Annotated in this window: 11 protein-coding genes, 3 tRNA genes and 1 pseudogene; 2 read left to right on the forward strand and 13 right to left on the reverse strand. The window is 69.9% G+C overall.

Annotated elements, in window-relative coordinates:
* Window positions 1-31: 31 nt before the first annotated feature.
* The 3 genes from EW117_RS15825 to EW117_RS15835 all read right to left on the reverse strand — a co-directional run bounded on the left by EW117_RS15825 (window position 32) and on the right by EW117_RS15835 (window position 3,679).
* Window positions 32-796: a DeoR/GlpR family DNA-binding transcription regulator gene (locus EW117_RS15825; protein WP_129787663.1), complete on the reverse strand. Its 765-nt coding sequence runs from the start codon at window positions 794-796 to the stop codon at window positions 32-34.
* Window positions 797-928: 132 nt separating this feature from the next.
* Window positions 929-2,365, reverse strand: a complete 1,437-nt coding sequence (locus EW117_RS15830; RefSeq protein ID WP_129787664.1) for an SLC13 family permease — start codon at window positions 2,363-2,365, stop codon at window positions 929-931.
* 84 nt (window positions 2,366-2,449) lie between these two features.
* Window positions 2,450-3,679 carry a sialidase family protein gene (locus EW117_RS15835; protein ID WP_129787665.1) on the reverse strand — a complete coding sequence of 410 codons (1,230 nt, stop codon included), beginning with the start codon at window positions 3,677-3,679 and terminating at the stop codon, window positions 2,450-2,452.
* A gap of 160 nt (window positions 3,680-3,839) precedes the next feature.
* Between EW117_RS15835 and EW117_RS30210 the strand changes: the two are divergent.
* Window positions 3,840-4,005 (forward strand): annotated as a pseudogene (locus EW117_RS30210) (dihydrofolate reductase family protein); the annotation flags it as partial.
* A gap of 15 nt (window positions 4,006-4,020) precedes the next feature.
* Here the strand turns inward: EW117_RS30210 and EW117_RS15845 are convergent.
* The 7 genes from EW117_RS15845 to EW117_RS15875 all read right to left on the reverse strand — a co-directional run bounded on the left by EW117_RS15845 (window position 4,021) and on the right by EW117_RS15875 (window position 9,748).
* Window positions 4,021-5,355, reverse strand: coding sequence for a jacalin-like lectin (locus EW117_RS15845; RefSeq protein ID WP_129787666.1), 1,335 nt, complete (start codon window positions 5,353-5,355; stop codon window positions 4,021-4,023).
* Between the two features lie 154 nt (window positions 5,356-5,509).
* Window positions 5,510-6,841, reverse strand: a complete 1,332-nt coding sequence (locus tag EW117_RS15850; protein ID WP_129787667.1) for an MFS transporter — start codon at window positions 6,839-6,841, stop codon at window positions 5,510-5,512.
* Window positions 6,842-6,891: 50 nt separating this feature from the next.
* Window positions 6,892-7,611, reverse strand: a complete 720-nt coding sequence (locus EW117_RS15855) for a helix-turn-helix transcriptional regulator (RefSeq protein WP_129787668.1) — start codon at window positions 7,609-7,611, stop codon at window positions 6,892-6,894.
* An 83-nt stretch (window positions 7,612-7,694) separates the two neighbouring features.
* The gene (locus EW117_RS15860) at window positions 7,695-8,480 is read right to left on the reverse strand and encodes a S1 family peptidase (RefSeq protein WP_242504323.1); all 786 of its coding nucleotides are present in this window, start codon (window positions 8,478-8,480) and stop codon (window positions 7,695-7,697) included.
* Between the two features lie 977 nt (window positions 8,481-9,457).
* Window positions 9,458-9,529, reverse strand: a tRNA-Val gene (locus EW117_RS15865).
* A 13-nt stretch (window positions 9,530-9,542) separates the two neighbouring features.
* Window positions 9,543-9,613 (reverse strand) — tRNA-Cys (locus EW117_RS15870).
* A gap of 63 nt (window positions 9,614-9,676) precedes the next feature.
* Window positions 9,677-9,748: transfer RNA gene (locus EW117_RS15875), tRNA-Gly, on the reverse strand.
* A 192-nt stretch (window positions 9,749-9,940) separates the two neighbouring features.
* Here EW117_RS15875 and EW117_RS15880 point away from each other — a divergent pair.
* Window positions 9,941-11,044 (forward strand): chorismate-binding protein, encoded by a 1,104-nt coding sequence (locus EW117_RS15880; protein WP_129787670.1) that lies wholly within the window; start codon window positions 9,941-9,943, stop codon window positions 11,042-11,044.
* Between the two features lie 40 nt (window positions 11,045-11,084).
* Here the strand turns inward: EW117_RS15880 and EW117_RS15885 are convergent, their stop codons facing one another.
* The 3 genes from EW117_RS15885 to EW117_RS15895 form a co-directional block, all read right to left on the reverse strand.
* Window positions 11,085-12,623 carry an alpha-N-arabinofuranosidase gene (locus tag EW117_RS15885; RefSeq protein WP_129787671.1) on the reverse strand — a complete coding sequence of 513 codons (1,539 nt, stop codon included), beginning with the start codon at window positions 12,621-12,623 and terminating at the stop codon, window positions 11,085-11,087.
* A gap of 35 nt (window positions 12,624-12,658) precedes the next feature.
* The gene (locus EW117_RS15890) at window positions 12,659-16,219 is read right to left on the reverse strand and encodes a discoidin domain-containing protein (RefSeq protein ID WP_129787672.1); all 3,561 of its coding nucleotides are present in this window, start codon (window positions 16,217-16,219) and stop codon (window positions 12,659-12,661) included.
* Window positions 16,220-16,533: 314 nt separating this feature from the next.
* Entirely contained in the window at window positions 16,534-18,150 is a 1,617-nt protein-coding gene (locus EW117_RS15895; RefSeq protein ID WP_129787673.1) for a glycoside hydrolase family 43 protein, read from the reverse strand.
* Window positions 18,151-18,159 lie beyond the last annotated feature (9 nt).

The raw sequence follows: 18,159 nt of genomic DNA on the forward strand, positions 1-18,159 counted from the left end.
GTGTGAGGGTTGGTCGCGACGGTGCCGCCGATCAGTCCGCCACGACCGTGGCGATGCCGCGGCGGTCGAAGGGCGCGAGCTGCTGAGCGGTCGCTCCTGAGTCCGTGACGAGGGTCCACTTCCCCGGCAGGTGCACCCAGGCGTTGAACGGCGTCGCGCCGAGCTTGGCCGAGTGAGCCAGGACGTAGACCCGGTCACTGGCCCGGGCCATCAGCTCCTTGAGCCGGGTCTGCGCGGGAGAGGCTTCGCAGATGCCGCGCTCGGCCGTCACCGCGTCGGCCCCGAGAAAGGCCCGGTCGAACGACCAGCGGTCGAGCGCCGCCTCGGTGAGCGGGCCGACGAAGCTCTGGGAGACCTCCCGGTACTCGCCGCCCAGCAGGATGCGCTCCATCCCGGAGTCGTCGGCGAGCTCGAAGAACGGCGTCAGGCCGCTGGTCACCACGGTGAGCGGGGCCATGCCGTGCAGGTGGGCCGCGACCCGTGCTGTCGTCGTCCCAGCGTCCAGCAGGACGGTCTGTCCCGGCTCGACCTGACCAGCCGCCCATCGACCGATCGCGTCCTTGGCGCCGTGGCTCTCGGCGGCCCGTTCCTGGAGGCTGGCCTCGTAGTGCGCCGAGCGAACGGCGATCACGCCACCGTAGGTTCGGGCCAGCTGGTTCGACTTGTCGAGCGTGGACAGGTCCCGCCGGATCGTCGACTGGGTGACTCCGAACACCTCGGCGAGCTGCTCGACGCTGGCCAGTCCGTTGGTCCGGGCCATCCGCACGATCTCTTCGCGCCGTTGGGGTGCCCTCATTCGACTCTCCTTCGAGTTTGTTCACGGTTCCGCGCACCTGAACGGCCAGCGTATCGCGCGAAACGCGCAACCCGATGCGCGGCAGATGCGCGACCGCCATCTCCAGACCAGCGGTGCCGGGGGTCAACGCCGTCACACGGGGAACAGAACGACAGCACCCGCGCACAGGGCAAGGATCCGGATGAGGTACATGGGGACGGTGAACTTCCAGAACTCCGTCAGCTTGTACTTGCCCATCCCGAAGATCATCGCGGGCATGCCGTCGATGGGCATGTAGTGCCCGTTCCAGCCGGCCACGGCCACGGCGCACGCGGCGGCGACAGGGTTGAGCCCCAGGCTCAGGAACGTGGCGATGGCGATCGGCGCGAAGATCGCCACGGAGCCCAGGTTGGAGCCTGTGAAAGCGGCGGCGGTGCTGGTGAGCAGGGCGAACACCAGGACGAGCACGAACGGGGACACGCTCGTGCCCACCATGTCGGCCACGGAGTTGCCGACCAGCGCGGTCAGGCCGGAGTTGGCGAGGGCGTCGGCCACGCCGATCACGCCCGCCATCATGAGGATGACGGGGGCGAACAGATTCTCGCGGAACTCCTTGAAGTCGACCATGCGGATGGAGAGCAGGACGAACGCGCCCAGGCCGGGGACGACGTAGGCCAGGTCGCCCAGCACGTTCAGGAGCATCATGGCGACGACGCTCACGACGAACACGGCGCCGGTGGTGTACTCCTTCCAGGCGGGCAGCCCTTCGCCGTCGGCCTCACGCAGCGCGACCGACGTGCTCGTCGTGGTCGTCGTGGTCGTCGTGGTCGTCGTGGTCGTCGTGGTCGTCGTGCTCTCCGACGGCGCCGCCGACCGGGTCCCGCCCGGGGTCGCGGGCGTCCCGCCGTGGGTGCCGCTCGCGGACGTCGCGGGCTCACTGCCCGGTCCGGACCCGGCCGCCGGCTCGGCGATGGGGTGGTCGGGCAGCAGGCGATACGCCAGCAGCGACCAGGCCAGGAAGCCGAGGCTCACGACCAGGTTGACCAGGGCGAAGGTCACCATGGAGACGCCTCCCGTGTAGCCGGAGGCCTCGAGCGCCGTGACCATCACACCGTAGATCAGAGCCACGTTGACCGGGGCGAGCGGGTGGTTGGTCGCGAACCCCAGCGGCATCATGAGCTTCGACGTCGGAAGCTTCTTCGTATAGGGAATGGTGGACACGAGGGCGATGATCAGCACGTAGTAGCCCGTTGCGCCGGTACCCGCGAGGCTTGCGCCCAGCATGACGACCACGATCAGCAGGGCGTAGCTCTTGTAGCCGCCCCTCTCCACGAGCTCGCCCATGGTTTGTTTCACCCTGGCGATCAGTCTTGTCTTCTGCATGGCCGCTAGCGGGACCATGAAGAACGCGATCATGAGAACGCTCGGGTTCGTGAAGCCCGCGAACGCCTCTGGAACAGTCGATACGCCGACCACCACCAGCAGCAGGCAAGCCAGCAGCGGCGGCGCTCCGAACGGAAGCACGTCCCACATGATCAGCACGATCATGACGACCAGGACCCCGAGCGCCAGAATCATCGGCAGCGTCATCCGAAGTCACACTCCTTTCATCTCTCGCTGCTGAACGTCGGTGTTCAGCGGCTCCACGTGGGACGGGCACCAGTGCCCGCCGCGCTACTGCTGTTCGCCCAGCTCAGGGCCGACGGAGGTGGGCCGAGCGGCCCGGATGCGGGCCATCGTGTCGGCGTCCAGGTGCACGTGCTTGATCGCCTTGCGATGCCACGTGTAGGCCACGTGGACGTCGCCGTCGGGCCCGCCGATGATCGACGGGTAGGACATCTCCCGGTTGATCCCTTCGCGGCTGTTGTTCGACAGGCAGTAGCCGTCGCCGTTCTCGATGTCGTACGTGATCGGCCAGCTACGGCCGTCGTCGTCCGAGAGCGCCAGGGTCATCGGGGCGCGCGGGGCGCCCCAGAAGGCGGTGCGCCCTTCGCCGTCGAACGACGGCTCGGCGAGTACCGGGCCGTCGGTGTCCCGGACGCCCTCGTCGTCGATCTCGTCGTACAGGGATGCCCTCCGGCCCGTGGCGTCGGCCTGGCTGGCGTAGTTCATGACCATCGCCAGCTGCGCGTCGCCCAGCGCCCGCGCCTGGATGGAGGAGTTGTTGTTCGGGAGCGCGTTCGGCTTGCACGGCTTCCAGGTCGAGCCGCCGTCGCCGGACTCCGACTCGTAGACGTGGTCGGCCCACCGCGAGCGGAAGCAGGCCCAGAGCGTGCCGTCGGCACGGGGAACGATGTTCATGTGGACGCAGCCCTCCGAGTCAGGAACCGGGGTCTCCGCCCATGTCTCGCCCTTGTCGTCGGAGTACCAGACCGAGGCCGTGTCCTGGTTGCCGACCCATTTCTCGCCGGAAAGGGCGACGCAGTTGAAGGTGGGCAGCAGGATACGGCCGCTCTCCAGCGCCACCGGCACCTGGCGGACGAACACGCCCTTCGGGGCGTCGGCGCCGAGGAGCGCGGTCGGCTCGTCCCACGTCTCACCGCCGTCGTGAGAGACGCGCCGGCGCACCTCCGCGGTGTCCTGGTTGCCGGCGATCTGGGCGGTGTAGAGCAGCCAGACGTCGCCATCGGGGGCGACGAACAGGATGGGGTTCTGCTCGGAACGGCCGGCGTCGAAGCTGAGCTGGACCGGTTCGAGCCAGCGATCCGCACCGACCGGAAGCCGGGAGAGGTGGACCGAGATATCGGAGACGCCCTCCTGGGTCCCGCCGAACCAGACGCACGCGAGGTCTCCGCCGGGCAGGAAGGCGAGGTTCGCGGCGTGGCACTGCACGGTGGGCGTCGGCAGGAACGCCTCGGTTCCGCCATCCGTACGAGGGCGAAGGAGCCCGTCGAACGTGGTCATGTTTCCTCCGAGCTTCGTTGCAAGGGGTCGAGGTGTGGCGCAACCCTGACAGATCTGCGCGCTCCGCGCAAGGGAATGCGCGCTACGCGCATCATGGAGGGGCCTCTTCTGCTCCGACCGTTCGTCGCGCGCATGTTCAGCCAAACCATGGGATTGCCGGGTCGTCTTCCCGGTCATCACGGGTGCCACCGGGCGGGAGCGCATCTTCGACGGGTACCCGGACGTCGCCCTCGACCTGGTCGAGAGCCGCACGTTTCGACGGCCGGCTCCAGCTCCTCGAGTACGTCCCGACGGTGCTCGACGGACCGCCCGGGACCGGCGACTGAGTTTCAGCGGTCCGGTCAGCGACGCGTGTAGATGACACCGACCTTGTCGAGCTCGCTGCCGGAGCGGCCGTGGAAGCCGGCGATCTGCCAGCCGGACGGGGCGGTGTAGGTGGTGCAGTCGCCGGTTTCGGTGCCACCCGCCAGGGTCCGGCCGGTGCTGGTGGTGAAGCGGGCGTAGGAGATCCGGGTGTGGTCGTCGTGCTTGGCGCGGCACAGCTGCAGGCTCACCGGGTACTCGCCGGACGAGAGCGCCAAGGTCTTCAGCGTGCCCCCGCTGCCCCCGTGTTCGAGGCGGACGCCGTCGGCGAGCGTCAGGCCGATCTGGTCCACCCGGGACGCGGCGCGCAGGCGCAGCTCAGTCGCGCTCGCTCCGGCCGTCAGGTCGTCGACATCGGTGAAGAAGTCTCCGTGCGGGCCTCCGAACTGGTCGCTCATCCGGAGGTCCGGGCTGAGCGACCAGTCGAGCTCGACGGCGATCGGGTAGTGGTCCGAGAGGTTCGCGCCGGCGTCGTCCCGGAAGGCCGCGTGGTCGTTGCGGTACTGGGACGCGCCGAGGTCGACGTAGTCGCTGCCGCGGTACAGGACCTTGTCGACGACCTCGCAGCTCGCGTCCACCGTGGCGTCGTCGCAGGTGATCGCCGGTTCGCCCTGGTCAGGGGCGTCGCCGCCGCGGACGAGGTCGACCCACGGGTCCGACAGGCCGTTCGCGGACGCGAACTCGGCGATCGTGTCGCCGGCGCGGGTGTAGCGCGTGTTGGTGTCGCCGTAGACGATCACCGCGTTCCCGGCCGAGTGAGACCGGATGAAGGCGGTGACCTGCGCGAGGTTGGCGCGCCGGGCGGCCAGGTCCCCGGACTCCACCCCGGCGTCGGTGTGGAGGTTGTACAGGTCGACCCATACGCCCTCGGCGAGGCGCGCCCGCATGAAGGTGAAGCCCTTGGGGGTCAAGCAGTCCCCGGACCCCGAGGAGCAGTTGTCCCAGGTGACGCGCTGGAAGTCCTCGAACGGAAAGTTCGAGAGCGTGTTGAGGCCGTCGCCGAACGGGACGCCGCCGCTGGTCGGCGTCCGGTAAGGATGGTTGTCCGCCGCGTACAGGGCGGCGTGGTAGTTGAAGTCCTCCTGCGCGTGCACGACGTCGTAGGCGCCCAGGCGCGAGCCGATGATCGGGGTGTTGGTCTCCGGGTCGCCGTCGCCGATCCCGAGGGGCAGCCCGGCGATGTTGTAGCTGAGCACCGAGAACGATCCGCTCGCAGCCTCCTGGGCCGACGCCGCTGCCGGGGCGGTGACGCCCGCGAGGCCGACGGCGGCGGCGAGCGGGACGAGCGCGGCCAGTACCCTGAGTTTCCGCATCTGGTGCTCCAGGTGTCGAGGGCGCCAGGCCGAACCGGACCGGGCGAGACACCCAGCGTGACCGATATGCGTGCCTTGTGCACCAACTGCGCCTTACCCGGTCGTGGCCCGCAGGTGACGGGCCGGTTCGCCCCGGCGTCGGCCGCTGACCTGCTCAGGCGCTCGTGGCCACCGGCGCGACCCGCAGCTCGTGCAGCCGCGAGCCGTCGGTACTGATGTTCGCGGTGGCGGTCGCGATGGCGCCGATCACGCAGATCACCGCGGAGTACACGACCACGGGCCAGATCTGGCCGCCGACCAGCGCGACCAGCGCGGTGCAGATGAAGGGCGCGAGCCCGCCGCCGAGGGTGTTGGAGATCTGGTACCCGATGTTCACGCCGGTGGTGCGCGCCTCCGGATCGAACATCTCGGCCAGCATGGTCTGCAGCGTCGCCTGCATCGCGACGCCGGGGATCACGAAGCCGAGGATCATGCCGGCCCAGATCAGCAGCAGGTTGCTGGTGCCGAACAGCAGGAACGCAGGCCAGACCAGCACCGCGAAGCCGATGCAGCCCGCGATGTACACCTTGCGGCGTCCGATCCGGTCGGACAGCGCGCCGTACGCCGGGGCGACGAAGACCTGCAGGAGGCCGACGATCATGGTTCCCGCGAAACCCTGCCAGGCGGGGATGTCGTTCTCGTTCACCATGTAGGCGATGCCGAACGTGAGGACCACGTACCCGGCGATGCTCTGCGGCAGGCCGATGAGGACGCCCATGACGGCGTTCTTCGGATGACGGAAGACCTCGACGATCGGGTTGGTCCGCACACCGGCGTCCACCTGGGCCTGCTTGGTGTCCTTGAACTCCTCGGACTCCTCGAGCTTGCTGCGCAGCACCACCGCGATGATGGCGAGCACCAGCCCGAGCACGAACGGGATGCGCCAGCCCCAGGTCATGAACCAGGATTCCGGGCCGAGGCCCAGACCGGCCATCAGACCGGCGGACGCCACGTTCGCGACGCCCGCACCGCTGATCAGGAACGCGCCGTACATGCCGCGCTTGCCGACCGGGGCGTGCTCGACGACCATCGTCGCCGCGCCGCCCATCTCACCGCCGACGAAGAAGCCCTGGCACATGCGGAAGAAGATCAGCAGCAGGGGTGCGGTGATCCCGATCGACGCCTCCGGCGGGATCAGCCCGATACCGGCGGTGGCGATGCCCATGCCGACGACCGTGATCAGCAGCGCCGTCTTGCGGCCGACGCGGTCGCCGATGGGGCCGAACACCAGACCGCCGATCGGGCGGAGGAAGAAGCCGACCGCGAACGTCGCGAACGACGACAGCTGCGCGACGATCGGGTCCTCGCCCGTGAAGAAGACCGCGGGGAACACCGCGGCCGACGCCAGGCCGTACAGGTAGTAGTCGTAGTACTCCATGAGCGTGCCGATCGCGCCACCGGCGATGGTGCGCTTCTGCGTACGGGTCAGCGGCGTTGTCGTCGTCATCGGACCATGATGACCATCTCTGAACACAACGTCTATGCGCGAACGTTTCGTTAAGGTAAAGCCGAGCGGATTTGGTCCAGGTAGGCGTAGGCGGTGACCTTGGAGATCCCCAGCCGCTTCGCCACCGTCTCGACCGAACGCTTGACGTGGAAGGCGCCCAGGTCGTCGAGGGTGCGCAGCACTGCGATCCGGTCGGCCTTGTCCATCCTCGCCACCGGACGGCCGACCGCCGAGACGGCGTCGGCGATCATCGTGTCGAGCAGGCTCGCGATGTCCTGCGTGTGGAGCTCGCGGTCGCGCTTGTCGGGCGCCGCCGACGGCAGCAACGCACTGAGGGCGTTCTGCGCCGTCTGCAGCGGCGTCAGGTCGACGTTGATGCACAGCGCGGCGATGATCCGCCCCGACGAGTCGCGGTAGTAGACGGACGAGGAGTGCAGCTCGCGCCCGTCGGCCGTGCGGCCCGAGTACCCGAACTCGTCGTGCTCGGCGTCCTCGTCGCGCATCACCTCGAGGCCGAGATTCGTGGACGGCCCGCCGACCTTACGCCCGGTGACATGGCCGTTGACGATCGCGTAGATCGTCTGGTCCAGGTCGCGCCGGCTGAGATCGTGCAGCACGACCTCGCAGTGGTCCCCGACGGCGGACGCGATGGCACGCATGACCGGCTCCAGCACCGAGTGGGCGGCCTCGATGCTCTCGAAGCGGCCTTTCGGCACCGCGGCGCCGATCCCGTCGGCACCGCTCTCGCCATCACCACTGCGCCCAGTCATATCGCTGGTGATCCTACGCGGAGGGGTCAGCGATCCCGGGACCGAACCAGTGACCCCTCCCGTACGGGTCAGCGACGGAGCCTTCAGTAGAGGCGAAGGCTGTGGAGCTTGAGCACCTTGCCGACGGGCTGGTAAAAGGTCACGCCCCTGCCGGGGCAGTCGCCGGTTCCGCCGGAGGTGAGGCCGATGGCCTTGGATCTGCGGTAGAGCGGGCCGCCGGAGTCGCCGGGCTCACCACAGATGTCGGCCTGGATCATCCCCTTCACCAGGTACCCGCCCACGTACCGGACGGTGACGCCGAGCGCGGTGATCCGGCCGGAGTGCGTACCGGTCGTCGACCCGTCCCGGGTGACCGCCAGCCCGACAGTGGGCTTGAGCCAGCTGTAGCCGCCAGGCCGGCTCAGCCACCGACGGTCGTACCTGACGAGCGCGTAGTCACGGGTCGGGTACACGGCGACGGCCGTCTTCCCGATCACCCTGCCGGTGGACGACTTCGCATGCCAGTAGGGCACCTTCTTGCCGCAGTGCCCGGCCGTGAGGAAGAAGTACCTCGAGCCGCTGCGGACGTTGAAACCCATCGAGCAGCGCACACCCCGCCCGTAGATGGCAGACCCGGGATACAGAGCAAACGGTTGGAAGGCTCCGCTCACCCGCTCGATCTCCAGCGCGTCCAGATCCTCGCGGGCGGCCCAACGGACCTGGTTCTGCTCGTACAGGGAGACGGTGGAGTCGGCGGTCACGACCACCTCGTTGTTGACCGTGTCGGTATGCCAGGCGATGCCCTCGACCTCGGTCTCCTTGACCGCTTCGGCCAGCTGGGCCAGCTCGGCGTCGGTCGGCTCGTCGGACTCCGAGGCGTTCGCGGGCACGACGGTCACCGGCGCTACGAGTCCGATCAGTGCGACAAGGATGGTCAGGCGAAACCGCCTCGCAGCGGCGGGGCGAGATGTGGTGGGACGTACCTTCATAGCGACCTCTCAGGGTAGAGACCAGTCCGCGGCGAGTAGTGCTCACCAGGGCGGATGCCGCCCCGGCCGGCCACGCTGGCCACGAGTTCCGCCCGGACGGCACGGTCCGGGCCAACCCGATGTGGTTCCACGTCGACGGCGGGACGCTGCGCTTCGCACACCACGTACCGCGCCGAGTACCGCAATCTGCGGCACAACCCGACGATGAGCCTCGCGATCCTCAACAATGAGAACGCCTTGGACCACCTCAAGGCCCGCGGGAAGCCGGTCGAGGCGATCCCCGACCTCACCGGCGAGCTCTACGTGCATCCGGGCGTGCGGTACGGCGACTCCGACCAGCAGGCGCCGGCGGACAGTGCCGACCGCGTCATCCTGGTGATGAGCAACGAGCCGTGCACCGCCCGTTGCGTAAGATCACCAAAATACTGCGTATCAGTTGCTGCAAATTTAACCCGGCCCATGCGCGTACGCGACAGCAGCATTCACCGCGACGGACCGGTCCGGGCCAGGCAGTGCCAGGGCCGGACCCGGGTGCCGAGACACAGCGATGGCCTGGACGGTCCGGTCCGCCTTAGCGCGGCGGTGGGCGACGACAGGGATCGAAACTGTTCTAGTACCGGTCCTCACCAGCGACGACGCGTGTCTCTGAGCCGAGCGTGGACCACGGCGGTACCGGGTCTTTCGAGGGCGCCGAGCTGTGCAGATGGCGCTGTTACAGGCCGGGGACGGCGAGGCGGATGCGACATAGTCCGGCCACCGTCTTGCATTTCTGGTTTCAGGTCGCGAAAAGCCGGGATCTGCCTCTGACCCACCGGGGCCGAACGAGCAAAAGCCCTCCGACCCACGTTTCCGCTGGTCAGAGGGCCTTACTTCAGGAGTGGGCGATACTGGGATCGAACCAGTGACCTCTTCCGTGTCAGGGAAGCGCGCTACCGCTGCGCCAATCGCCCATGCTGCAAAACGAGGTGGGTACGGGATTCGAACCCGTGTATACGGCTTTGCAGGCCGCTGCCTCGCCACTCGGCCAACCCACCGCTCGGCCAACCTACAACCTGGGGTGCTCTCTTCAGCCGAATATCCACGAGAGCGGCGTTCCGAGCGGATGACGGGACTTGAACCCGCGACCCTCACCTTGGCAAGGTGATGCTCTACCACTGAGCTACATCCGCGAAGCCGGACATCGCGGGGTTTCCCCCGGCGTTCCGGCGCGTTCTGAACATTAATCGACGGGAGGGCGAACCGTCCAATCGCACGCGCCGCCGTACGGTTGTCCCGTGTCCCCCAGCCCTGCTCATCCGCCCGCAAACCGCACGATCCGCCCTGTCGCGAAGAGCTCGGGTCTCCCGACTCCTCCATCCGACGTGACCGGAGACACGGGCTGGGCCAGCTTCGCCGGACGCATCGCGACGGACACGGTCGAGTGCGTCGACGTCCGGGCCGAGCCGGAGCGGCTCGCGACGGGCACCTGGTTCGTCGTCGCCGACTTCGAGGGCCCGGCGCGCGCGTGGCGCTTCGCCCAGGTACGCGACGCCGATGCGGTGCCCAACGCCGGAGCGCCGGCCGACACCTGGCACGGCCCCGCACGCGACGCCTGGACCTCGTCGATGGACCAGGCCGGCTATGAGGCCGCCGTCAGCCGGGTGCGCGAGCACGTGCGGGAGGGCGACGTCTACCAGGCGAACATCTGCCGCGTGCTGTCGGCTCCCCTCGCGGCGCCGTCCGGCACCACGCCGTCCGGCAAACGACCCAGCACCGAACCCGACGCCCGTGCCCTGGCCGCCCGGCTCGCCGCCGGCAACCCGGCGCCGCACGCGGCCGCCGTCCACGTCCCCGCCGCCACCGGGCTGGACCCGGTGTGGGTGGTGAGCGCCTCCCCCGAGCTGTACCTGTCCGTGCGGCACGAGCCGGGGACCGGGACGGTCGTGGAGTCGGGCCCGATCAAGGGCACCGCCCGCACGCCCGACGGCCTCACCGACAAGGACCGGGCCGAGAACGTGATGATCACCGACCTCGTGCGCAACGACCTGCAGACGGTCTGCCGCCCGGGCACCGTCGAGGTCACTTCGCTGCTGGCGGTGGAGGAGCACCCCGGCCTGGTGCACCTGGTCTCCCGCGTGCGCGGCACCCTGTCCGACGACGTCGCCCGCTCCGGCGAGCTGTGGCGCCACCTGCTGGACGGCACGTTCCCGCCGGGATCCGTCTCGGGCGCGCCGAAGTCGAGCGCGCTGCGCATCATCGGCGAGCTCGAGCCCGCACCGCGCGGCCCGTACTGCGGCGCCGTGGGGTGGGTGGCCGACGGCGAGGCCTCCCTCGCCGTCGGCATCCGCACGTTCTGGTGGGCCGACGGGGTCCTCCGGTTCGGCACCGGCGCCGGCATCACCTGGGGCTCCGACCCGACTGCCGAGTGGCACGAGACCGAGCTCAAGGCCGAACGGCTGGTCGCGCTGGCGTCAGAGCACCGCTGACCGTCGCGACGTCCGCTCCCCGTGGACCTCGATGACCGGGTCAGTCATCGGCACCGAGCTCCAGCGCCACAGTGGCGTACGAGTGTGCCGGAAGGTCGACCTCCAGGCCACGCGGGTGCCTGCGCACGCCGTCCAGCTTCCGCGGCGCCACGGCCTCCGGGTGCTCTGGCGTGTTGTGGCTGTTCAGCTCGGCCGCTGTCAGTACCTGCGCCGAGAAGCCCGCGATGTCGCGGCCCCGCAGGTCGAGCACCACCGTGCGCTCCTGCGCGGCATCCAGGTTGGACAGCGAGACGTGCGCCGTCGCCCCCTTGCTCGACGCCGACACCGAAAGCAGCGGCAGCGCCTTCCCCTCGACCTTCCGCGACGCCTCCGGCGCGATCACGTGCGCGGCGAGCGACCTCGCGTCATGGTGCGGGGTGTTCATCGCGAAGACGTGGTAGGTCGGGGTGAGTACGAGCGCCCCCGTGTCCGGGTCGGTGAGGATCATCGCCTGCAGGACGTTCACCGTCTGGGCGATGTTGGCCATGACGACGCGGTCCGCGTGCCGGTGGAACGCGTCGAAGTGAACGCTCGCGACCAGGGCGTCGCGCAGCGTGTTCTGCTGGTACAGGAATCCCGGGTTGGTGCCGGGCTCGACGTTCCACCATGTGCCCCACTCGTCGACCACCAGGCCCACGCGCTTGTGGGGGTCGTAGCGGTCCATGACCTGCCCGTGGCGGGTGAGCAGCTCGTCCATGTGCGCCGCGCGGGACAGGGCGACGTACCACTCGTCCTCGGTGAAGCTGGTCGCGTCACCCTTGTCGTCCCACGGGCCGGTCATCGTGTAGTAGTGCAGCGAGATCCCCTGGAACGGCCCGGCCGGCCCGTCGGCCCCGTCCAGGGGGCCGAAGGACTTCATGAGGACCTCGGTCCAGTTGTAGTCGTGGTCCGAGGCGCCCGCGGCGATCCGGTACACCTCGTTGCCCGCGTGGTTGCGCACGTACGTCGAGTACTGCCGCGCCAGGGAGGCGAACTGCTCGACGCGCAGGTTCCCGCCGCAGCCCCACGCCTCGTTGCCGATGCCGAAGAACGGCACCTTCCACGGTTCGTCCCGGCCGTTCTCGCGGCGCAGCGCCGCCATCGGCGAGTCATCCGCACGGGTGAGGTACTCGATCCACTCGCTCATCTCCTGCACGGAGCCCGAGCCGACGTTGCCGCTGACGTAGGCGTCCGTGCCCAGCAGCTCGCACAGCGCCATGAACTCGTGCGTGCCGAACGAGTTGTCCTCGACCACGTCACCCCAGTGGGAGTTCACCATCCGCGGACGCTGGTCGCGCGGCCCGATGCCGTCGCGCCAGTGGTAGTCGTCGGCGAAGCACCCGCCGGGCCAGCGCAGGTTCGGGATCCGGAGGGCGCGCAGGGCCTCGACGACGTCCGACCGAATGCCGCCCACGTTCGGGATCGGTGAGTCCTCCCCGACCCAGAAACCCCCGTAGATACAGCGCCCGAGATGCTCGGCGAAGTGACCGTAGAGGTGTCGGCTGATGGTCGGTCCGGGCAGGTCGAGGTCGATCACGACGCGGGCGGATTCGGTGGGCATAGAAGTCCTTTCAGCGGTTCAGCGGACGGCCCTGGTCAGGCCGGTTCGAGTGCGGCCACGGCTGCCGCGAGCTCGTCGGTGGCGGCGTCCACCTCGGCCTGGCCGGGGTCGGCGTCGTCCCCGCGGAGCGCGAGACCGGCGTCTCGTGCCGCGGTGAGGCGCTGCCACGACTCGGGCGTCCAGTCCTCGGCCACCAGCTCCGCGGTCTCCGCCAGGTACAGGTCGAGGCCGGTACGGTCCACGGTGCTGGTGACGAGGGCCACCTCGGCCAGGTTGGTGTTGCCCGAGGTCGCCAGCACGCGGATCGCTCCTGCATCGACCGGCTCCGGCAGGTCGATCTGGTTCCAGCCCGCCGTCGCGCCGCTGATCGTAGCGAAGGTCTGCCAGGTCTGGCCGCCGTCGGCGGATTTTTGGAACTGGACCCCCTCCGCGCGGCTCACATGGGTGGACCGGGGCAGGTACCGCACCGCCTCGACGTGGAAGGTGGTGCCGTCGTCGGGAACGACCTGGACCCAGCCGCTGGCCACCTTCGTGTCGGTGAAGGTGGCCGGGTCGCCGTCGAACATCGCCCAGCCGTTGGCCGCCGCGTCCTTGCTCCCGTCCCACGACGGCGTGCTCGCGGTGACCCACTCGCGCGGGACGGAGGCGAGCTCCGGCGCCGGCCGTTCGAGCAGGTCCCAGGCGGCGAGGACACGCTGCGCGAGCGCCTTCTCGTCCGCGTCCGGCTCCGCGGCGGCGGCGTGGACCGCCTCGATCTCCCGGGTGAACAGCACCACCGACCCACGGGACCAGCCCGACAGGTCCGCGGCCTCCGCCTCGGCGAGCAGTACGTCCAGGCCGGTTTCGGTCCGCTCACCGTCGATCCGGAAGTCCGCGAGAGTCCAGATGACGGCCGGGTACGCCGGATCGGTCGGCACGCCGGGCTCGTCGATCTGGAGCTTGAGGTACCGGAAGGTGCTGTCGCGCTCGGCCTCGCGCACCGCCACCTGCTCGATGTTGGTGTCGTCGCCCGCGTTGGGGTGCTCGGTCAGCAGCGTCCACGCCTCGCCGTCCGACGACCCGTAGACGTTCGTGCCCTCGGCCCGGTTGGGGAACGTGTCCCGCGCGAGGAACCCGAAGGCGTCGGCCCGGACGCGGTAGCCCGGCCCGAAGTCGAGCACGACGCTCGGGATGCGCAGGTCTCCCCAGGTGGACTGGCTGTCGCCGTCCGTCAGGGCCAGGAGGGTGTTCGGCGTGATCTGGGCCGAGGAGACGGTGCGGGAGAAGTCGAGCGTGCCGTCCGGCAGGCGCGGGTCGAGCAGCTCCAGGCCGGCGACGGCCAGCCGCAGCTCCTCCAGCAGGACGCCGAACTCCGCCGGTGTTGCGCCGTCCACGGCATCGAGCGCGGCTTTCTGTGCCGCGGCGACCGGCGTCCAGCTTGCGGTCGTGTAGGCCGCCTGCTCCTGCAGCCCGTCCAGGAGCGTACTCACGGCACCCGCCCGGTCCGGCGCGATCGTGAGGGACACAGGCAGCGCGGTGTCGGCCTTGTCGTCCGAGGCGACGACGACGACGCGCTCGGCGGCCTGCCCGTCCGGCGTCCACGTGAACGTGCCGTCCGCCGAGACCTTCGCACCGCGGGGTGCGTCCTGGAGCCTCAGCGAGAAGTCGCCGTCGGGGTCGGTCACGCCGAGGTCCCTGGTGTAGGGCTCGCCGGCCACAGCCACGACGTCCAGCGACGCGCCGTCGCCGAAGGTCGGCGGGGCGAGGGTCCCGTTGGCGTCCGCGAGCAGGCCCGCGACGTCCACGTAGGTCCTGTCCGCGGTCGCGCGGAGCACCACGAGGTTGGCCCCCGCGTTCGGCACCTTGGCCGCCGCGACGTCGAACCAGGCGTAGCGCCACTGCCCACCGGTGTCGGGGAGCTGGACCGTCGTGAAGGGCTCGTCGTACGAGGTGCGGGAGACCTCCAGGGTCGCGGTGCCCTGGGTGCGGACCCGCACCCCGACCAGCGCCTTGCTGCTGCGGTCGCGGTACACCACGCGGCGCACGGCCACCTGAGCGTCGCTCTTCGTGGCGTTCAGCCGCACCAGGCTCTGACCGGCGTCGTCGGTGAGGTGCTTGGCACCCTTGCCGAGGATGTGGCCGAACTTCTCCAGGGGCAGCTCCGCCCCGTCGCCCACGGGCGGCACCGTCACGTCCTCCTGGGCGAGCTCGGGCGGGAACGCCACCCAGTACTCGGCGCCGGTGAAGTCCGAGCCGCTCTCGTTCCAGAAGTTCGAGACGCCGTTGCCGTAGCGGTACAGCGGCCCGTCACCGTGCCGGTACAGCTCGGCGACGTACGGCGCCTCCTGCTCGACATCCACGTCCGCGACGTACTTGTACTGGTAGTACAGCTCGTTCAGCGGCTCGCGCAGGCGTCCGCGGTACGCCTCGGAGAGCTTGCCTGCTCCGCCGGAGGTGTCGATGTAGGGCGGCTCCTCGCCCATCATGAAGGCGGCGAAGACGTCGCCTCCCTCGAGGATCCGGTTGTCCAGGAACTCGTACGGGCTGACGGCGTCCGCCGTGGTGGAGACGGTCCCGTCGACGGGGTCGATTCGCGTGCCCTGGTTGTTGACGATCCGGGCCAGGGCCACGAGGAGGTCGACGTCGCCCTCGGCGTGGGCCTGGTCGCGGCCCATCTCCACGTGCTGGACGAAGTCCTTGCCGTACGGGTTGAGCGGGTCGCCGGAGTCGATGACGCGGAACAGCGAGGCCAGCGAGCCGTTGACGTCCCCGCCGTTGATCGTGTGCTCGCTCTCGTAGCCCTCGTTCACGGTGAACCACTCGACGCGCTCGGCGTACAGCTCGGCGTCGTCGAGGAAGATCGCCGCGGACACCATGCCGATGACGCCGTACAGGTGCTGGTTCCACAGGCGGTTCTGGGAGAACAGGAACGTGTCGAGCACCGGGCGAACGAGGTTGTCCTCGATCCGCTGCTCGTCGCGCTCGGTCCAGCGCAGGTCATACCCGTCGAGCTCGTCGTTCACGGGCTCGGTGGAGCGGATGATCTCGGCGGCGACGAGCGTCTGGTACAGCGGGACGCCCGTGTGGATGTGCGCGTCGGGGAAGTACTGGAACTTGGCCGGGTCCAGGCTGCTCCAGGTGCGGATCACGTGCAGCGCGTTGGCGCGGTACCTCTCGTCACCGGTGACGACGTACTGCAGCGCCTGCGTCATCGCGCCGATGCTGTCGGCGTGCTGACGGCTGCGCATGCTCGCGGTGTTGTATGCCGTGGCGGTCGGCTGCTCGTCCGTGGGGCCCTGGATGGAGGCCTTGAAGTCGACGGCGGCGAAGCGCGTCTGCAGCATGGCGTCGTAGTAGCTCGCCCACGGCTCGACGCCCGCGTGCACCTGCGTCCGCATGTTCTCGAGATTGTCCGCGGTCAGTCCGACGCCGGGGTGCGCGAACCCGGCGGCGCTCGTGGTTTCGTGGATTTCTACGGCCTGGCCGGCCAGCAGCTCGGCCTGGCCGGCGTCGCCGGCCGCCGCCGCGGGCGCCGGGACCAGGCCGGCGACCACAACTGCCGCCGTCGTGAGCAGTGCGGCCGCTCTTGAGCGCAGCCTGGACGTGTGTTGCCTCATCGTGTTCCCTCCACGGCCGCAGCTCTGCGGGCCGAGCGCGGCCCCTGGCCACGCTGTCGTCACCTCGTCGTGAGCGGGATATCGTTATCCCGGGAATACGTTATCCCGACGTACCGGACAACACAAGGGCTCACCGGTCGTCTCCCTGCGTGGCGGGCGCCGAACCGAAAGCTACGTGTCGATCAGTGCCCAGATCGACACGTAGGGTTCGGCTCGGCAGCTGGGCCCGGCGACAAGTTTCGGTTCGGCGCGACGGCCCGCGAGGAACCTGCTGCCAGTGTTTCGGCGAGCCACGATCCCCGACGGGAACGCCCTCAGCGCAGCGCCCAACCCGAGAAGTCAGCGGTGAAGGCGCCGCCGACGAGGTCGACCGCGCTGATCCCCACGAAGGCGCCGGTGAACCGCAGGCGCGGGCCGAAGTCGTCGGACAGCTCGCTGAAATCGACGTCCGGCCCGATCTTCGCCCACGGCACGTCGCCGGTCGCCGACCAGAGCCGCGCGGTGGCGCCGTCGATCTGCGCGCGCAAGCGGACCGGGCCGTCCGCTACGCCGACGGTGTCCAGCACGCGGGCGCCGTCCGGGTGCCCGTGGGTCAGGACCAGCACGCGCCGGCCCTGGTCGCCCGCCCACTGCTGGCCCGCCTGGGGTTCGCCCTCGGGCTCGGCCCACGTGACGTGGAGCTCGTAGTACGACGTCGTGTTGTACCAGAGCACCAGCCCGGCGGACTCGGTGAACGTCCGGGGCTCGGCGTCGACCGTCACCTCGACCTCGGCCTGGTGCTCGGTCAGCCGCTGGGCGAGCAGCGACTGCTGCCACAGCGATTCCGCGGACAGCCGCCCGCGCAGCCGGAGGGCGCCCGGCCGGCCCGGGACCGACTCCACCCAGTCCCCCGCCGGCTCCCGCAGCGTGGACCACGGCCACCCGGGAGCGACGTCGAACCCGCTCCGCCGGTCGCCGAGACCATCACCAGCCACGTCAGGCACCTCCACCTCCACCTCCACCTCCGGGTGCCAGCCGCCCTGCGCCAGCCGCGGCCACCCGTCGGTCCACACCACGCGCTGCACCGCCGTCTCGCGCCCGAGCGGGTTCCGTGGCCCGGACGGCGTCGCCACCGGCCGGGACGCCAGGTGCGTCAGGTACCACTCGCCCGACGGCGCCTGGACCAGCTCGCCGTGCCCGGCCTTCTGCAGCGGGACGGTCGGGTCGTCCCGCGAGGTGAGCAGCGGGACGTCGTCCACCTCGTAGGGCCCGGTCAGGGACCGGCTCCGCGCGACGAGCACCCCGTGCTCGACGCCGGTCCCGCCCTCGGCGAGCAGCAGGTAGAACCAGCCGTCCTCGACGGTGATCTTGGGCCCCTCGACCAGGTTGTCGCGCTGCAGCAGCAGGCGGGTCGGGCCTAGGACGCGTACCCGGCCGGCATCAACAGCCCCGCCGACAAGCGGAACCTCCAGCTCGGTGAGCACGATCCCGTCGAACCGCCGTCCGCCGACCCGGGAGTCGTTCTGCAGGTTCAGCAGGTAGTGCCGGCCCTCGTGGTGCAGCAGCGACGGGTCGAACCCGTGGCCGGGCACGCGCACGGGCTCCGACCACGGGCCGCCGGCGTCGGGCGCCGTGCAGAGGTAGGTCTCCAGGTCGAAGTGCCGCGTGCCGAGCGAGCGGACGATCGAGTACACGACCCAGAACACGCCGTCCGCGTAGCTCAGTGCGGGCGCCCAGATCCCGCCCGAGTCGGGGACCCCGAGCAGCGATCCGCCGGGGACGGCGGTGTCGACCGCCCCGGCGGGCTCCCAGTCCGCGAGGTTCCGCGAGCGGTAGAGCGGGATGGCCGGGAACCACTCGAACGAGCTGGTCGCGAGGTAGTACCAGTCCCCCACGCGGATCACCGAGGGGTCGGGCGCGAATCCGCGCACCACAGGGTTCACGAGAAGCACGGGTCCCCC

Source organism: Promicromonospora panici, from assembly GCF_900608595.1.
Taxonomy (GTDB): domain Bacteria; phylum Actinomycetota; class Actinomycetes; order Actinomycetales; family Cellulomonadaceae; genus Promicromonospora; species Promicromonospora panici.

Coding starts and splice junctions, on each gene's coding strand:
- EW117_RS15825 (WP_129787663.1), bottom strand. CDS start 796: ATGAGGGCACCCCAACGGCGCGAAGAGATCGTGCGGATGGCCCGGACC.
- EW117_RS15830 (WP_129787664.1), bottom strand. CDS start 2,365: ATGACGCTGCCGATGATTCTGGCGCTCGGGGTCCTGGTCGTCATGATC.
- EW117_RS15835 (WP_129787665.1), bottom strand. CDS start 3,679: ATGACCACGTTCGACGGGCTCCTTCGCCCTCGTACGGATGGCGGAACC.
- EW117_RS15845 (WP_129787666.1), bottom strand. CDS start 5,355: ATGCGGAAACTCAGGGTACTGGCCGCGCTCGTCCCGCTCGCCGCCGCC.
- EW117_RS15850 (WP_129787667.1), bottom strand. CDS start 6,841: ATGACGACGACAACGCCGCTGACCCGTACGCAGAAGCGCACCATCGCC.
- EW117_RS15855 (WP_129787668.1), bottom strand. CDS start 7,611: ATGACTGGGCGCAGTGGTGATGGCGAGAGCGGTGCCGACGGGATCGGC.
- EW117_RS15885 (WP_129787671.1), bottom strand. CDS start 12,623: ATGCCCACCGAATCCGCCCGCGTCGTGATCGACCTCGACCTGCCCGGA.
- EW117_RS15890 (WP_129787672.1), bottom strand. CDS start 16,219: ATGAGGCAACACACGTCCAGGCTGCGCTCAAGAGCGGCCGCACTGCTC.